General features: G+C 41.7%; 17 protein-coding genes. All 17 read left to right on the forward strand.

All coding sequences use genetic code 11. The features are described from left to right. Nucleotides 1–576 (forward strand): aminodeoxychorismate/anthranilate synthase component II, encoded by a 576-nt coding sequence (locus AACZ88_RS22260; RefSeq protein ID WP_339715455.1) that lies wholly within the window; start codon nt 1–3, stop codon nt 574–576. Between the two features lie 69 nt (nt 577–645). Beyond that, on the forward strand, nt 646–807 hold the full coding sequence (locus tag AACZ88_RS22265) for a hypothetical protein (protein WP_339715458.1): 162 nt from the start codon (nt 646–648) through the stop codon (nt 805–807). Nucleotides 808–914: 107 nt separating this feature from the next. Continuing rightward, entirely contained in the window at nt 915–1,910 is a 996-nt protein-coding gene (gene trpD, locus AACZ88_RS22270) for an anthranilate phosphoribosyltransferase (protein WP_339715461.1), read from the forward strand. Between the two features lie 80 nt (nt 1,911–1,990). Then, a complete protein-coding gene (gene trpC / locus AACZ88_RS22275; RefSeq protein WP_339715464.1) occupies nt 1,991–2,776 on the forward strand; it encodes an indole-3-glycerol phosphate synthase TrpC in 786 nt (261 codons plus the stop codon). 80 nt (nt 2,777–2,856) lie between these two features. Continuing rightward, nucleotides 2,857–3,549 (forward strand): phosphoribosylanthranilate isomerase, encoded by a 693-nt coding sequence (locus tag AACZ88_RS22280; RefSeq protein WP_339715466.1) that lies wholly within the window; start codon nt 2,857–2,859, stop codon nt 3,547–3,549. A gap of 72 nt (nt 3,550–3,621) precedes the next feature. Next, on the forward strand, nt 3,622–4,731 hold the full coding sequence (locus AACZ88_RS22285) for an alpha/beta hydrolase (RefSeq protein WP_339715468.1): 1,110 nt from the start codon (nt 3,622–3,624) through the stop codon (nt 4,729–4,731). Nucleotides 4,732–4,943: 212 nt separating this feature from the next. Further along, complete coding sequence (locus AACZ88_RS22290; protein WP_339715471.1) at nt 4,944–5,441, forward strand: hypothetical protein; 498 nt, start codon at nt 4,944–4,946, stop codon at nt 5,439–5,441. Then, nucleotides 5,428–5,670 carry a hypothetical protein gene (locus AACZ88_RS22295; protein WP_339715478.1) on the forward strand — a complete coding sequence of 81 codons (243 nt, stop codon included), beginning with the start codon at nt 5,428–5,430 and terminating at the stop codon, nt 5,668–5,670. Before AACZ88_RS22290 ends, AACZ88_RS22295 begins: the two co-directional genes overlap by 14 nt. A gap of 168 nt (nt 5,671–5,838) precedes the next feature. Further along, complete coding sequence (locus AACZ88_RS22300; protein WP_339715481.1) at nt 5,839–6,633, forward strand: hypothetical protein; 795 nt, start codon at nt 5,839–5,841, stop codon at nt 6,631–6,633. Between the two features lie 197 nt (nt 6,634–6,830). After that, complete coding sequence (locus AACZ88_RS22305; protein WP_339715484.1) at nt 6,831–9,221, forward strand: glycoside hydrolase family 95 protein; 2,391 nt, start codon at nt 6,831–6,833, stop codon at nt 9,219–9,221. Between the two features lie 5 nt (nt 9,222–9,226). Then, nucleotides 9,227–10,927 (forward strand): arylsulfatase, encoded by a 1,701-nt coding sequence (locus AACZ88_RS22310; RefSeq protein WP_339715487.1) that lies wholly within the window; start codon nt 9,227–9,229, stop codon nt 10,925–10,927. A gap of 60 nt (nt 10,928–10,987) precedes the next feature. Continuing rightward, on the forward strand, nt 10,988–12,169 hold the full coding sequence (trpB, locus tag AACZ88_RS22315; protein ID WP_339715491.1) for a tryptophan synthase subunit beta: 1,182 nt from the start codon (nt 10,988–10,990) through the stop codon (nt 12,167–12,169). Between the two features lie 56 nt (nt 12,170–12,225). Beyond that, nucleotides 12,226–12,963, forward strand: coding sequence for a DUF3784 domain-containing protein (locus AACZ88_RS22320; RefSeq protein ID WP_339715494.1), 738 nt, complete (start codon nt 12,226–12,228; stop codon nt 12,961–12,963). A 121-nt stretch (nt 12,964–13,084) separates the two neighbouring features. Further along, entirely contained in the window at nt 13,085–13,867 is a 783-nt protein-coding gene (gene trpA, locus AACZ88_RS22325) for a tryptophan synthase subunit alpha (protein WP_339715497.1), read from the forward strand. Then, complete coding sequence (locus tag AACZ88_RS22330) at nt 13,867–14,094, forward strand: hypothetical protein (protein ID WP_339715499.1); 228 nt, start codon at nt 13,867–13,869, stop codon at nt 14,092–14,094. The genes trpA and AACZ88_RS22330 overlap by 1 nt, the downstream gene beginning before the upstream one ends. Before the next feature lie 88 nt (nt 14,095–14,182). Then, on the forward strand, nt 14,183–14,326 hold the full coding sequence (locus AACZ88_RS22335; protein ID WP_339715502.1) for a hypothetical protein: 144 nt from the start codon (nt 14,183–14,185) through the stop codon (nt 14,324–14,326). Between the two features lie 176 nt (nt 14,327–14,502). Further along, nucleotides 14,503–18,417, forward strand: a complete 3,915-nt coding sequence (locus AACZ88_RS22340) for a PVC-type heme-binding CxxCH protein (RefSeq protein WP_339715504.1) — start codon at nt 14,503–14,505, stop codon at nt 18,415–18,417.

Genomic DNA, 18,417 nt, shown 5'->3' on the forward strand with positions numbered 1-18,417 from the left:
ATGCAGAAAATATTAGTTATAGACAATTACGATAGTTTCACCTACAACTTGGTGCACTATCTTGAAGACCTTGATTGCGAAGTGGTCGTAAAGCGTAATGACCAACTCACGCTTGAAGCAGTCGATGCGTTCGACAAAATTGTGCTGTCGCCCGGCCCGGGAATTCCCGATGAAGCCGGACTTTTAAAACAGATAATCGCTACTTATGCCCCTACAAAACAAATTTTCGGCGTTTGTTTGGGCCAACAGGCCATTGCCGAAGTTTTCGGCGGTTCCTTGATTAATTTAGACAAGGTATATCACGGCACGGCTACCAAAATTAAAATCACCAAAGATGATATTATTTTTGACGGAATGGCCCGGGAAATTGAAGTGGGCCGGTATCATTCATGGGTCGTAGACCCGAATTTACCGGAAGTTTTAGAGGCAACATCATTCGATGAAAACGGACAAATTATGTCGCTAAGGCATCGCGATTATGATGTATGCGCCGTACAATTTCACCCCGAATCGGTGCTGACTCCCGAAGGAAAAAAAATATTGGCCAATTGGCTTGGGAAAAATAGTATAGCGTAGTGAGAAGTGAGTATGTAGTACCTAGACTGTGGTATTATGCAGCGCAGTGTTTTATACCAAAAAGTAGCAATGAACAATTATAAGGAACTTATCGTAAGGCAAAAATCAATGTTGCTTGTAGAACTGGTGTATAAACAGACCGATTCTTTTCCCAATGAAGAAATTCACTCAGGCCCAATATCTCTTATCTTAAATCTAAATACTTGGAAGAAAATAGAAGGGAGACGTTAAATTTGGGGCCAAAGACTTTGGAAACAAAAAATGGTAACTTTAGTAAAATACGGAATATTAACTAAAAATCAGCTCTTTCCCTTTTGCGGAAGGCTGGGACGAGGATTATGAAAGATACACTCAACAAATTGATCAACCACGATATGCTCACCAAAGCAGATGCGAAACAGGTTTTGGTCAATATTGCCAAAGGCGATTACAACACAAGCCAAATTGCGGCCTTTTTGACCGTTTATATGATGCGTAGCATTACTATTGAAGAGTTGGAAGGTTTTCGCGATGCCCTGCTAGAACTTTGCTTGGCCGTTGACCTTTCCGACTATAACCCTATCGATTTATGTGGTACAGGTGGTGACGGAAAAGATACGTTCAATATCTCTACCTTGGCTTCTTTTGTTACGGCCGGCGCCGATGTAAAAGTCACCAAACACGGTAATTATGGGGTTTCCTCAAAATGTGGGAGCAGCAATGTCATGGAGTTTTTGGGCATTAAATTCAGCAACGAGGCCGATTTTTTAACGAAATCGATTGAAGAAGCGGGCATTTGCGTGTTACACGCACCCCTGTTCCATCCGGCTATGAAAAATGTGGCGCCGATTCGCAGGGAACTCGGTGTGAAGACCTTTTTCAATATGTTGGGGCCGATGGTGAATCCGGCATTTCCGAAGAATCAGATGGTGGGGGTATTTAATTTGGAGTTGGCACGCATGTACGGCTATCTCTATCAAAACACAGACAAACGCTTTACGATCCTACATGCCCTTGACGGATACGATGAAATATCGCTGACGGGAAGCACCAAAACCATTTCCAACAATTCGGAAGGCATGTTAAAACCCGAAGATTTTGGGGTTCCTTCCGTAAAACAAAGCGAAATCGTGGGCGGGGAAGGCATCGAAGATTCAGCTCAAATTTTTCTTGACGTACTCAATGGTCGCGGCACCGAAGCACAGAATAATGTTGTCTGTGCCAATGCGGGTATTGCCATTGCCACGGTAAAGTCGATATCCCCAAAAGCAGGTTTTGAACAGGCCAAAGAATCGCTGTTGAGCGGAAAAGGATTACATGCATTGAAAAAATTACAGGAATTAAGTAAAAATTAAAAACGTCGTTACGAGCGAAGCGAAGCAAACTGTCTAAAATGTGACGTATGGCTTCTGGCCCGCAATGACAACCATACCAAATGAACATTCTTGATAAAATAGTAGCGGACAAACGCAAAGAGGTCGATTTAAGAAAATCGATTATCCCAGTTTCCCAATTGGAAAACTCCGTGCTTTTTGACCGCGCAAGTCCATCCCTGGCTACTGCCTTACGCAATAGTTCTACGGGCATTATTGCCGAACACAAACGTAGGTCGCCCTCAAAATCGGAAATCAATCAAAGTTTAAACGTACAAGATGTCGCTAGTGGTTACGAAAATGCGGGCGTCTGCGGTATGTCGGTCTTGACAGACGGAAAATATTTTGGTGGATCCTTAGATGATCTGCTATTGGCCCGGGCATCGGTTCAAATGCCGTTGCTGCGCAAAGAATTTATAATTGACGAATATCAACTTATTGAGGCAAAGGCGCACGGTGCCGATGTCATTCTATTGATTGCCGCCATTCTGACCCGGGAAGAAATAAAAGTCCTATCCGAAACCGCCAAAGGGTTAGGCCTCGACGTGCTATTGGAAGTGCACAACGAAGAAGAATTGCATAAATCGATCATGCCAAGTTTAGATATGTTAGGCGTAAACAACCGGAACCTAAAAACTTTCGAGGTCAGTTTAGAAACCAGCAAGTCGTTATCGGCATTGATTCCCGATGAATTTGTCAAAGTCTCTGAAAGCGGCATCAGTTCGGTCAGTGCCATTACCGCTTTAAAACCCTATGGTTATCAAGGGTTTTTGATCGGGGAAAATTTTATGAAAACGGACGAACCCGGAGCAAGTGCCACGGCATTTATCAATGAATTAAAACAATGACGCCATTCCGAGGAACGGAGGAATGATCAACGGATTCCTTCGTGCCTCGGAATAATCAAAGAAAATGACACTATTTCTTAATGAAAACCAATCCTAAACATACGAGAATTCAAGCTCCCTTCGCTTTGGGGAGGGCTGGGGTGGGGATTAAGGTCTGCGGAATGAAATTGAATACCTCGGAAGTGGCCGCATTGCGACCCGATTACTTGGGTTTTATTTTTTATAAAAAGTCTTCCCGTTTTTTCGAAGGGGAAATGCCCTTGTTACCGCACGGAATCAAAAAAGTAGGTGTATTTGTCGATGCTACCATTGAAGAAGTGATGGAAAAGATAACCCGTTTCGATTTACAGGCCGTTCAATTGCACGGTAGTGAAAGTGCGGAATATTGTAAAACATTGAAAGAGAAATACGCTTCGGCTGTACCCCGAGTGCAAATCATCAAAGTATTCTCTATCAAAGACGACTTTGATTTTGACGAATTACAACCTTACGAAGCCGTTTGCGATTTTTATTTGTTTGACACCAAAGGAAAACTCCCGGGCGGCAATGGCTATGTTTTTGATTGGCAGGTGTTGCAAGACTACCCTTCGACCAAGCCCTATTTTTTAAGCGGGGGGATTGGTTTAGAAGAAGTCGACGCCATCAAAACCTTTCTACAGCAACCGGAATCAAAATACTGCCAGGTCATCGATGTAAACAGTAGGTTTGAATCGCAGCCGGGATTAAAGCAAGTGGGAAAACTAAAAGAGTTTAAAAAACAATTGGGCGTATAAGGGGGTTAAGATCAATGATCATATACAATTGTTGGCGGTAATAAGAAAAACCATAGAACTAATTAAGAACATATGAAAATATTAAAGAAAATAGGAAAGTGGTTTTTGATTTTACTGGGAACAAGTGTTGCGTTTGTTTTAGTTGTATTACTAATAATTCGAATCAATAGTTCTGGAAACGAAGAACCTTTTTTAGACGAAAAGGGTAATGTTCTTCCGAATAGTATCGCTATGCACGAGGACATGACAATAAATGGAGTTCCACAAAGGATTACTATTAGAGGAAAAGACAAGAATAATCCCGTACTACTAATAGTTCACGGAGGACCAGGAGCACCAATTTTACCTGTAATTTATAGACTCACAGGAGTTGATTTGGAAGATATATTTACGGTTTGTTATTGGGAACAAAGAGGCTCTGGACTAGCCTATAATGATAGTATACCTGATTCGTCCATTACCTTAACCCATATAGTAGATGATGGTTTGGAACTATCAAACTACTTAAAAAAGACTTTCAAAAAAGAAAAAATTTACATCGAAGGTTTATCTTGGGGAACAGCGGTAGCAGCTTATATGGTTCAAAAAAAACCTGAATTATATCACGCCTATATTGGTAGTGGTCTGATGGCTAACCTATCACTTTCAGAAGAATTATCTTATGAATTTGCAATGTCAGAATCGCAAAAACATAATGATACCATTTCAATCAATCAATTAAAACAAATTGGAAAACCACCTTATGTTAAAAATTCAAAAAATTCAGTAACTGAAGCCTTCGAAATAGAACGACAGATTGTAATGAAGTATGCACCGATAAAATTAGAGACCGATTTTAATTTTATTAAAAGTATGTTTTTAGATAATGGGTTGACGTTTAAAGAAAAATTTACTGATATGATAAACAGTCCTGAATCCTACTATCCTGCATCTAAGATTTTAGAATCTACAGCTATCGATATGAATCTAATGCGTGATATTCCCGAATTGAAAGTGCCAGTTTACATATTACAAGGAGACAACGATCATTTTACCGAAACGTCCGTAGCTAAAGCGTATTTTGATTCAATTATTGCACCATCTAAAAAATGGTTTTTATTTAAAAATGGCACGCACGGAGTACAAGTTGAATATCCTGAAAAATATCGTTCAATATATATCAGTGAAATACTGGGGAAATAATACTACTGCCAAGAATGTATATAAAACATATCTAATATTGGCTTTGCGAAAGGTATGTGTGTATTTGCGAAGACCGCCAAATTTTTAGATTTGGCTTTTAATAAAAAAAAAGAAATATTTAAAAATTCGGCTCGTGTATAATTCGCAACGAAAGCGTCCTTTTACACGCTACGTTTCATACAAGAGACCATTGTGCGTCATTAAAAAATATTATGAAGAAAAAATTAAGATTATATTTCCTTGAATTAATTGGCCCTTTTATATTGATTGTTTTATTGGGTATTCTATTATCCATAGTAATATATTTCTTTGTTAATATTTTTATTGACTATGATGTTTTTAGTGAACCAATTAATGACAAGCGTCTGGATAGTACATTAAAAATTATGGGAACTGCAATATCTTTGACAGGTTTCATATCAATTATTGTTGCAATCATTTACTCAAAAAAAAGTATTCAAAGAGATATTCAAAAAAAAACTATTGAACTTTTTCGAGAATTTAATGGTGAACGATTTAAAAAAATAAGAAGTGAAGCTTGGATTGTAAAAGAGAAGTGGGAAAATAAAAAAAAATATAAAGAAAAACTGATTGAGTACAATTTTGCTAAATCAGGAAAAAAAGAGGATAAAGAATTAGCAGATGATACAAAGGTCGTTTATCAACTATTAGAATTTTATCTTGTTATAAGCACTTTTGAAAAAAAATAAAGAAATTTTACAAAGTTTGAGGTATTTTTATTATGGTTGGTGGAGAAAATTTCTATATGAAATAGCACATGAAATTGAAAGTAACAGAAATATTAACGAAATAATCATTAATGCCAAAAGCGATTACTTAGAGAATATATCTTATACTAAAAACCTTGAAAGATTAGACAAGATTTGTGGACTTGAAGATATTCCCAAGAATATAGAAATTCATCATAATGCTGGATAAAACGAACGCACAACAACGTATAAAACTAATCTCTTGGTATTCGCCTACTTCTGAACCCCGAAACCTCGAGGCTCACGGATTTTCAGTTAGGTGTGTACTTGCAAAGCTAAGTGCTAACCCACACAACTATTCATAGCCGAGACCATTGTGCGTCATTAAAGAAAAACCTTGGGAAAGAAGAAAATAATAAAGATAGACACATTTAACCCTTATGAAAATAGGTTTCCAAATAGAAAACTAATTACAAGGGATACTTTACTGCTTGTTAAGCACTTACGTACTGAAGGTTACGAAGTTGCCATTGAACCTGACAATGGACTTCCAGTACAATATCTGTATAAAAAAGGAATTGCGGAATTTTTTGCTGACCCAATTATTATAACCTTGATTAATATTCCAATAACAATATTAACCAACATTATTTCGAATCAAATTCAAAAACTTTTAGACAAAAAAGAAAAAGTATCTAAAGAAAATATCAATATTAAAATTGATAACTCAACTCGAACTTATAACTATTTGGGAGAACCTCAAGATACCAATAATCATAAACTGATTAACAAAAGAAGAAAAGAATTAAAAGATGGATTTGATAAATGTTTTGAAATAAAATCACCTTATGAAGATTTACCTACACCAGTCTTTTTAGAACATAAGCCAAAAATTGTTGGTTGGTGTTGGCTTTGGAGTGATGATGAAGGACTAAAATCAAAAATGATAATAAATGATAAAGTAGTTAAAAGAAGAATTTCTCAAAATCGACTGAATGGACTAAGTGTTACTGGAATTGCGACAAAAACTGAATGTTCAATTTGTAAGTCTGACTTTGTTGAATGCAAGCATATTCCGGCAAAAAAATATAAAGGAAAAAAATGTTTTAATACGATAATGGAAACTGACTATGTTGAAACAAGTATTGTAAAAGAACCAATAAATTCTCAATGTTTAATTAACCATAAATAACGAACGCACAACAATGGCCATAAGCAATTGCTTGTTCTCACTAACTTCTGAACCCCGAAGCCTCGGGGCTCGCGGATTTTCAGTTTGGTGTGTACTTGCAAACTTAAATGCTAAACCACGCAACTAACCATACACAAAAGCATTATGGGCAATTAAGAAAATATGGAAAGTGATAAAATAAAATTAGCAACTATAAAATGACAAAAAGGCTACATCAAAACATACTGCTACTATTCGTACTGACCCTATTTTCTTGTAACCATACGGAACCCGAAAAATCGCTAAACCCTTCGCTGATGTTATGGTATGCGAAACCCGCAGCGAACTGGACAGAGGCACTTCCCCTCGGTAACGGCCGTATGGGCGCCATGGTGTATGGAGGCGTAGATAAAGAGGTCATTCAATTTAATGAAGAATCCCTTTGGACCGGCCAACCCCATGACTACACCCATGAAGGAGCTTCTGAAGTTTTGAATGAACTCCGCCAGCTTCTCTGGGATGGCAAACAAATAGAAGCCCAAGACCTAGCGAATGATCGTTTTATGTCACAACCTTTCGGACAATTCTGTTACCAGCCTTTCGGGAATATATTGCTCGATTTCCCCGACCACAAAGCGGTTGACAATTACAAAAGGCAACTCGATCTCGAAGATGCCCTATCATCGGTAGTTTATGAAATGAACGGCGTAAAATTTAAAAGGGAAGTTTTTGCATCAGAACCAGACCAAGCCCTTATTACCCATATTGAGAGTTCAAAAAAGGGTGCATTGACTTTTAACATCGGGCTAGATTCTCCACATTCGGAATATGAGGTTTCCGTTGAGGGCGATGAAGTTGTTCTAAAGGGGAAAGCCAATGATTATCCCAAAGCACTGGATTTTCAAAACAAACCCTATCCCGAAAGCAAACTAACCTTTGAAGCACGCTTAAAAGTGGTCAATGATGGGGGTGAACTGGTAAAGGAAGGCAGTGTCATCAAAGTCATTGACGCCACCAGTGCAACCCTGTACCTTGTAGCGGCAACGAGTTTTGTCGACTATCAAGACATCAGTGGCAATCCCACGGAACTATGTATAAAATACCTCGACAACCTAAACGGCAAATCGTATCAATCAATTAAGGAGAAACACCTCGCAGATTTTCGGGAACTCTTCAATCGGGTAGCAATAGATTTAGGAAAATCGGAGCTTTCAAATCGGCCGACCGACGAAAGGTTGATTTCGTTTCAACAAGATGAAGACCCAAATTTAGTATCCCTACTTTATCAGTATGGGCGGTATTTATTGATTACGTCATCAAGAACTGGTACACAGCCCGCCAATTTACAAGGTATCTGGAACGATAAATTAGCGCCGCCTTGGGACAGCAAATACACTATCAATATCAATACTGAAATGAATTACTGGTTGGCTGAAATGACCAATCTTTCAGAACTATCCGAGCCATTGCGCCAGATGGTAGAAGATCTGTCGGTTACCGGAAAAAATATAGCCCAAGAACATTACAATCTCGATGGTTGGGTCGCGCATCATAATACCGATATCTGGCGCGGTGCCGCACCGATAAACAACGCCAATCACGGAATTTGGCCCACTGGTGGAGCATGGCTAAGCCAGCATCTCTGGTGGCATTATCAATACACCAATGACACCGCATATTTAAAAAATAAGGCGTACCCCATTTTAAAAGAGGCATCACGGTTTTTTGTCGGATATCTGGTTCCCGACCCGAACAATTCGGAATGGCTGGTAAGCGGACCAACGAATAGCCCCGAGATCGGAGGGCTGGCCATGGCAACAACTATGGATCATCAAATTATCAGAAACCTTTTTGCCAATACCATAGAAGCTGCTGAAATTCTCGATGTAGATGCCGATTTTATAAAAATAGTGAAAGAGAAACGCGCTAAAATAGCACCGAATTTAATTGGTAAACACGGGCAATTGCAAGAGTGGCTCATTGACCAAGATGACCCTGAAAACAAGCATCGACACGTCTCCCATTTGTGGGGGCTGCATCCGGGCAATGAAATTCACCCTTCAACAACACCAGAACTGGCAGAAGCAACAAAGGTTACCCTATCACACCGTGGAGATGGTGGCACGGGCTGGTCAAGGGCATGGAAAATAAATTTTTGGGCACGACTATTAGATGGTGATCATTCCTTTTTATTACTTCGCAATTTAATGGTGCCCTCAATCGAACAAGGTGTTGAAATGAAAGATAAAGGCGGGCTTTATCTTAACTTGTTCGATTCGCATCCGCCTTTTCAAATCGACGGGAATTTTGGCGCCACTTCGGGAGTTACCGAAATGCTGTTGCAATCGCATTTAAGGGATAAAAATGGCGACTCTTTTCAGGATATTCTTCCTGCACTGCCCTCAGCACTTTCTTCAGGAAAGATTTCCGGAATAAAAGGAAGGGGGGCTTTTGAACTCTCCATCGAATGGAAGGATGGAACATTAGTCGCCGTGGAGGTTAAATCCCTAACAGGAAACAAGCTAAATTTACGATATAAAGGGAAATCGATTTCACAAGAAACAACCGAAGGAGAGACATTTACTTTTGTCCCTGCTGATTTTAAATAGATAAAATGACAAGATCCAAATTACTAATTGTAAGCCTTCTAAGTTTGATCAATTTGGCAAGTTGCGAAACCGACAAACCCAAAAACACCAGACCGAACATCATTCTTATCATGTCAGACGATATGGGCTATTCCGATATCGGCTCCTATGGCGGGGTGATAAATACACCTGTTCTTGACGGACTCGCAGCGAATGGTTTGCGGTTTACCCAATTCTATAACACAGCGCGTTGTTGCCCTACCAGGGCATCACTTTTAACGCGGCTTTATCAACATCAGGCAGGTATAGGCCATATGATGAGCGACCGGGGCAGCGATGCCTACCGTGGTGATTTGAGCAAAAATGCGGTGACCATCGCCGAAGTTTTAAAACAGGCAGGTTACGCTACCTATATGTCAGGCAAATGGCATGTTACTCCTTATAAGGCATCAGAAGAAAATCCGTCCAAAGACAATTGGCCTTTACAAAGAGGATTCGATAAATTTTTTGGTACCATTCACGGCGCCGGAAGTTTTTTCGACCCCAATTCATTGACCCGTGGCAACGAGTTTATCGCTCCATCAAAAGATTTTTATTATACGGATGCCATTTCCGACAATGCCGTTAAATTTATAGAAGAACACGATACCGAAAAACCATTTTTTATGTACCTGCCCTATACGGCGGCCCATTGGCCCATGCATGCCAAACCTGAGGATATCGCAAAATACAAAGGCAAATTCGACGAGGGTTGGGATGCGCTGCGGCAAACCAAATACGAACAAATGCTTAAAATGGGCCTGATCAAACCCGAATGGAAGTTATCGGAAAAAGACGGTATTCCCGATTGGGAGCATGCAGAACGAAAAAGTTGGTACAGTTCGCTTATGGAAGTGTATGCGGCCATGGTCGATTGTATGGACCAAGGTATTGGCAGCGTAATGAATTCACTGGAAAAGAAAGGGATAAAAGAGAATACCTTGGTTTTCTTTTTACAGGATAATGGCGGGTGTGCCGAAGAATATGGTTTTGTCGATTCCATTGCCCCCCATTACCGTGATATCGATCCCGATGAGAAAAAACCTATGAAAGAAGGTGAATTTCAAACCGATATGGTTCCAAGGTATACCCGTGACGGAAGACCTGTACTAGTCGGAAAAGGCTTGGAACCTGGAGGCGACGACACCTATTTAGGCTATGGTAAACCGTGGGCAAATGCCAGCAATACACCGTTTAGAACCTATAAACATTGGGTACATGAAGGGGGAATAGCCACACCGTTGATCGTACACTGGCCTTCGGGAATTGCGGCAAAAAACGAATTCCGGCACCAACCTGGGCATTTGATAGACATTATGGCCACATGTATCGATGTTGCCGGTGGAGAATATCCAGATACGTTCAGCGGCAATACCATCACCCCCTTGGAAGGAATTAGTCTCACGCCCGCATTCAAGAATCAAGATTTAGCGGACAGGGCCATTTTCTGGGAACATGAAGGCAATAAGGCGGTTCGGCTTGGGAAATTCAAATTGGTCTCGAAATGGAAAAAAGATTCGGAATACAACTGGGAATTGTACGACCTTGAATCTGACAGAAGTGAATTGAACGACCTCATCGAGCAAATGCCAGAAAAAGCAACGGAGTTGGAAACCCTATGGAAAGGTTGGGCCCAAAAGGTAGGTGCTTTAACGTGGGATGACAAACAGCCTATTGTAAGGAATTAAGAGAAAACAGAAAGATTAAACAGAACAGATTTCCGTTTTCATGGAAATAAAAATGATAAAATGACATATCAAGCAGACGAAAAAGGATATTACGGAGAGTTCGGCGGAGCTTTTATTCCAGAAATGCTATACCCGAATACCGAAGAACTACGCCAGAACTACATTCGTATCATGAACGAACCCTCGTTCAAAAAAGAGTTCGATCAACTTTTAAAAGACTATGTAGGCCGACCAACGCCATTATACTTTGCGAATCGCCTTTCGGAGAAGTACAATACAAAAATTTACCTAAAACGCGAAGACCTGTGCCATACCGGTGCCCATAAGGTGAACAATACGATCGGGCAGATATTGATGGCCAAAAAGCTGGGTAAAAACCGAATTATTGCCGAAACCGGTGCTGGGCAACATGGTGTCGCCACAGCCACGGTCTGCGCACTTATGGGCATTCAATGTGTGGTATATATGGGGGAGATCGACATTGCCCGTCAAGCACCGAACGTAGCCCGTATGAAAATGTTGGGTGCCGAAGTTCGACCGGCCCTTTCCGGTAGCCGTACCTTAAAAGATGCGACCAACGAGGCGATACGCGATTGGATCAACAACCCCGTCGACACGCATTATATTATCGGTTCCGTGGTGGGTCCGCACCCCTACCCCGATATGGTGGCACGGTTTCAGTCGGTTATTTCCGCTGAGATCAAAACACAGTTGCAAGAAAAGGAAGGTCGAGAAAATCCCGATTACGTCGTAGCCTGTGTAGGCGGTGGTAGTAATGCCGCCGGGGCTTATTATCATTATCTAGACCAAGAAGACGTGGGTATCATTGCCGTAGAAGCCGCTGGTAAGGGCATCGATTCAGGTGAAAGTGCCGCGACTTCCGCATTGGGAAAAGTCGGAATCATTCACGGTAGTAAAACCTTATTAATGCAAACCCCTGACGGACAGATTACCGAGCCATACTCCATTTCCGCAGGATTGGATTACCCCGGGGTTGGCCCCATGCATGCCCACTTATACCGGTCAGGTCGTGGTGAGTTTATTTCCATCACCGATGCCGATGCCATGCAAGCTGGGCTTTTGATGTCGAAACTCGAGGGCATTATCCCTGCCATAGAATCATCGCATGCTTTTGCTATTTTGGAACATCGTAAATTCAAACCTGAAGATATAGTGGTCATCAACCTATCCGGCCGCGGCGACAAAGATCTTAACACCTATATTGAATATTTTAATCTGTAAACTTGTTTTATCCTTCCCGCGAATGCGGGAAGCTGGCTTTAGTTAAATCATTGCTTATGGACTATGTTATAATTGGCATCGGACTTCTTTTTATAGGTATAGGCTTTCTTATTACCGAGAAAAATGCCAAATACCTCCTCTCCGGCTACAATACCATGTCTAAAGAGCAGCGAGACAAAGTGGAGCTAAAACCATATCTGGCGCATTTTAGAAAGTTCCATATTTTTTTGGGACTTTCGTTTATGGTCATTGCATTGGTTTTAAACTATTTGAGTCCGAATATTGGTGGAATTTTCTTAGTGGTCTACCCCATTTTAGCCTATAGTTATTTTATGTGGACAAGCCGCGGGTATTTTAAAAATGTAAAATCAAGTCGAACCCAGCTTAAAGTAGGAATGGCCATACTTATTGGAACCTTAGTCTTTGTGGGCGCCATCTTCTATTTGGGATATCAGGAAGACGAGATTATTTTTGATAAAAACCAGATTACGCTTGAAGGTTTTTATGGCGAAGAAATCGACCCTTCGGAAATACAATCCGTGAAAGTGATTGAACAATTACCAGAAATCAAAAAACGGACCAACGGATTTTCTTCTGGTACCGTGCACAAAGGATACTTTAAACTAGAAGATGGAAAACGCGTCAAATTAATACTCAACAACGAAGCTAAACCCTATGTAATGATTACTAAAAATAATGGCGAACAGATTTATTATTCCTCGAGAAGTAAGTCGAACCAAGAAATTTATAACCAATTAAAAAATTTGTTTCCCGACCTGGATTACAATCCGTGATACTGATTTTGGATGTTGGGAGATCAACCCTTGGAAAAATACAAAAGATACCCGCCTTCGCGCCGGGACCAAACAATAAAGAAATAAGATTTCCGCCTTCGCGGGAATAAACATACAAATAATGAACAGAATCAATCAAAAAATACAAGAGAACAACCTGCCCGACGGCAAGACGGGAAAAATACTTTCCATCTACTTTACGGCAGGCTACCCCGCCTTAAACGACACTGTAAAAATCATTCAAGATCTTGAAAAAAATGGGGTTGACCTGATTGAAATCGGACTTCCCTTTAGTGACCCATTGGCCGATGGCCCCACCATACAAGCGAGTTCCACAGCCGCCCTAAAAAATGGAATGACCACCGAGATTCTTTTTGACCAATTGAAAGACATTCGCCAATCCGTTTCCATTCCCCTGATCATCATGGGATATTTTAATCCCATGCTTCAATATGGAGTTGAGGCCTTCTGTAAAAAATGTCAAGAAATCGGTATTGACGGTTTGATCATTCCCGATCTACCGGTCGACGTCTATCACGAAGAATACCAGGCCATTTTTGAAAAATATGGCTTGATCAATGTATTTCTGATAACACCGCAGACTTCCGATGAGCGTATACGGTTTATCGATAGCGTCTCCAAAGGGTTTATTTATATGGTCAGTTCTGCAAGTGTTACCGGGGGGCAATCAGGTTTCGGACAAGAACAGCAAAATTATTTCGAGCGTATCGCTTCCTTATCCCTCGCAAACCCACAAATCGTAGGCTTCGGCATCAGCAATTCAGAAACGTTTCAAGCGGCCACCAAGACGGCAAAAGGTGCCATTATCGGGTCGGCCTTTATCAAACATTTGACCGAAAACGGGGTGGATTCCATTGCCAGCTTTATTAAAAAAATCCGCTAGTGAAAGACCTAGTCGCTAATTGGAAAGTCGTCATCCTACTCTGTTTGACATTGGGGCTCGCACCATTTTTCCCCGAACCTCATATTTGGGGCAAAATCAAATGGATTATGGGAGGAGCTGTTGGTATGCAATTTAAAGATTGGTTCGATGTCATTTTTCACGGATTTCCATTTTTGCTTTTGATACGGTTGGCAGTTTTAAAGGTAATGGATACAAAGCCTAATTAACACTTACTAACAAAGGTTTATCAAGGCTTTAACGGAGGTTCCGGGTTCAGAACCTTATATTATCTACTAACCTAAAAAGCAAATAATTATGGGATTGATAGATGATAAAAGAAAATTTAAACGAAAAGTCGAACAAAGTAATCCGACGAACCCAACGGGGAATACCAATGTCGACACTAACAAGTTCGATTTTGATAAAAAAACAATAAAAGATCAGCAAAACAAAAAGTAGGATTAGAAAAATAATATAGTTCATGGCCCCGAAGTCGAATCGACTTCGGGGTCTTTCTTTTTTAAAGGGTTCCGCACATCACTCCATTCTATATAAAATATAACGTACCTCTAAATTTCCTAAATTGTAACTTGGAAGAAAGCACCTTTCAAAATATTCATAACATATATTTATCAATGAAACTGCCACATCAACCCAAGTCCTTCCCTTTTCTCGTACTACTACTATCAATTTTGGCATCTTGCGGTCATCAAACCGAAAAAAAATCGGTAACGAATTCTTCAGGAGTACTACAGATCAAACAAGACACAGCCGGCGGAACTTTGTCGGTGTTTCGACAAGGAGATGACGAGGTACTGGTCACACAAAATGCCTTACCGGATTTTCGCCCCTTTTTACATCCAATCATGGCCCCTGATGGTACCGGATCCCTCACCGAATATAGCCCCGGTCACCATAAACATCAAACGGGACTCTATTGGGGGTTTACTCGGGTTAACGGCAAAGGTGCTCCTACCGATACGATACGCAAATATTTTTACAGGAAGGATGATCTGCCCGAGATGCAAAAGAAGATAGGTCGTGATTTTTTTCATCATCCCGAAGGCGACCATTGGAAGCGAGTCTCTTTTGACGTACTAAAGGAAGAAGGCCCCGAAGTCTCTTGGCAGACGGTTTATGAAATGTTGGATGTTGATGGTACCCCCATGCTACAGGAAACCCAAATATGGACCATGACTGAAAAAGAAGGCAAGATCCTATTGAACCTTGAATGGCAGGGAAAAGCAATCAAAGACATAACCATAGGCGAATTCGATTATGGGGGGCTGTTCTTGCGTATGCCATGGAAAGAAGGTATAAAAGGAGAAGCTGTCAATGCCGCGCGGCAGCGTAATGAAAAGGCCGAAGGCCAACGTGCCATGTGGATGGACGTTGGCATGCAAATAGACGGCCATAAAGATCTTGCGCATATTGCCATTTTTGACCATCCCGATAACAATGGCTTTCCGCAACCTTGGCGGGTCGATGGACAATTGGGCGTGGGCCCCGTTCGCGCACGTATGGGCGATTGGCATATCAAATCTGGAGAGACCGAAATTATTAAGAACAGTATTGTCGCCTATACGGGAGAACTGAACAATTTGGCCCTTACCCAACTCTGGAACGACTATATAGGAAGTAATTCGCTCTATACTACAACTTCTTTATGGGGTATCGCCCAAGAAGAAGGCAGAAATGCGAAGTTCTTAAATCCGCAGGAGGCCGTCGCCGAAATGACCCTGTTAGATGGTTTTAAAGCCAATGCATGGGCGGGAGAACCCATGGTAACCCAACCCATGGCTTTTTGTTGGGATGATCATGGTCGTTTGTGGGTAGCCGAAAACCGTGATTACGAGTCACGGGTCGACGGTTTCTCGAATTCCGGTGATAGTAGGATCGTCATTTTGGAAGATACCGACAACGATGGTACCGCCGATAGCCGTAAAGTATTTTTGGAAGGCATTCCGTTTCCTTCCGCCATTGCAGTAGGTTTCGACGGATTGTTCTTGGGCGCACCACCAAACCTCCTTTTTGTACCCGACAAAAATAGGGATGACGTCGCCGACAAAACCGATATTGAAGTGCTATTGACGGGTTGGGGCATTCGTGACCGGCATGAAACCATCAATAGTTTTCATTGGGGACCCGATGGATGGTTATATGGATTGGAAGGCTTTGCGACCCCGTCTAAAATCAGAAAACCAAAAGGTAAAGGTAAAATCTATAAACATAAGGAAGCTTTTCCCGATGATCTTTTGGAAGCCGATGGTGTGGATATCAACGGTGGGGTCTGGCGTTATCATCCCACAAAACAACGCTTTGAAGTAGTGGCCCATGGTTTCAGCAACCCTTGGGGCATTGATTACGATAAAAAAGGGCAGCTATTCATTAGCGCCTGTGTAATTCCACATTTATTTCATGTAGTACCGGGAGGAATCTATCATCGCCAGGGCGGGCAACATTTCAACCCCTACGTGTATGGCGATATTCAGACCATCGTCGATCATCGGCACCGCTCGGCACACGGAGGGGCGCGTATCTACCAATCGGATGCCTTCCCAAAAACGCATCACGACCGTATTTTTATGGCGAACATTCACGAACATGCTGTGCTTTCCGATATTTTAGAACCCAAGGGCTCGGGCTTTGTCGCCCAACATGGGGATGATTTTCTTCTGGCCAACAATGCACAATGGATCGGATTCAGCATGGAAATCGGTCCGTCTGGTGATTTGTATGTGTTGGATTGGCATGACGCGGATATCTGCGGAAAGGAAGTGCTCAATAAAGAAACTGGTAGAATTTTTCGCATAAGTCCCCAAAATTCATTGGCGGAAAACTGGGAAGGAAGATATGGTGATTTAAGAGCGTTAAGTGACGAACAATTGGTACAATTACAAACCAGCAAAAGTGATTGGCATGCCCGTCGGGCACGGCTTATTTTACAATTTAGGGCCACGAAAGGTGCGCTAGACGAAATGGCCATAACGGAATTAAAAGAGTTGTTCAACACAGGTGAAAATCCTGACCATAGGTTACGTGCCATGTGGGCACTTCACAATACCCATAATTTTAGTTCGGAAGCATTGCAAAAGGCCCTCACGGATTCTGATGAATATGTTCGGGCGTGGGCAATTCAAATGGGTTGTGAGGATAAAGATGCTTCTAGTGAGTTTTTGAAAACCATGATAGCTATGAGTACAAATGACCCGTCAGCAGTTGTACGGCTCTATTTGGCAGCGGCCTTACAGCGGGTCGATGCCGAGACGCAATGGCAACTAGTCGAAGGATTGATTTCTAAGAATAGCGACAACGATGACCACAATATTCCAAAAATGATCTGGTACGGCATGGAGGATTTGGTTGCAAAGGAGCCTGCCAAGGCACTTGATTTGCTGGTTTTTTGCCAACTCCCACAAATCGCCGAGTTTATTAGTCGACGTCTGATGGATGCCGACCAATTAAATTTGGTGGTGAATGCCCTGACGAAATATCCTGATCAGTCCCAAGCCCTATTAAAAGGTATGCTTTCCGGGCTGGAAGGTCGTTCGGATATTATTGCCCCAAAAAATTGGGAAATGGTCTATGCTAAATTAAAAATCCAAGAAGAAAATGCGCCACTTGCCCTAAAGGTGGCTCAGCTTTTTGGTGATACCGAAGCCGCAAAACAATTTTTGGTTACTTTAAAAGATACGACTGCACCGCTAAAATCACGAATCGAGGCACTGGAGGGTTTGGCATCCAAACAACGTGGTGAATTGATGGCAGTTCTCCCCATGCTATTGAACGAACCGGGGCTTAGGTTACACGTCATCAGGGCCATGGCCGCCTACAATCATGAACCTTTTGGTCGTCTTCTACTCGATCAATTTGAAAAATTAAATACGCCGGAACAGGGAGAAGCCCTGCAAACTTTGGCCTCCCGGGGAACTTATGGGCGTCTGCTGACCCAGGCAATAAAAGACGAGGCTATAAAAAAGAACGATGTACCGGCCTATGTAGCCCGTCAATTGCGCCGGGTGGTGGGCAATGGTTTTGTTGAAGTCTGGGGGCCCATTGATCAATTGTCCAATGACAAGACACTAGACTACAGACGATACGAAAAACTACTGACCCCAGAGGTATTGACCTCCGCAGACCTATCTAATGGAAAGGCCATGTTCGAACGTACGTGCAGCGCCTGTCATAAACTGTTCGATAATGGAGGCACAATAGGGCCCGACCTTACCGGATCAAACAGAACTGACATCGACTATTTGCTCAATAATTTAATAGAGCCAAGTAGCGACATTCAAGATGACTATAAAATGGTCGTAATTACAAGTAGGGACGGGCGCACCTATTCTGGGAATATTATCGCGGAAAATGAACGACAACTCACCCTGCACGTTATTGGCCAAGACCAATTGGTGCTGAACAAGTCGGATATTCAGTCGCAAGAAACCTCATCGGTATCTATGATGCCCGAGGGGTTGTTGAAAACCCTATCGGAAAAGGAAATCATAGATTTATTAGCTTATTTACAAAAAAGCGAATCAACGGAATTATAG

This window comes from uncultured Kriegella sp. (genome assembly GCF_963975415.1).
Classification (GTDB): Bacteria; Bacteroidota; Bacteroidia; order Flavobacteriales; family Flavobacteriaceae; genus Kriegella.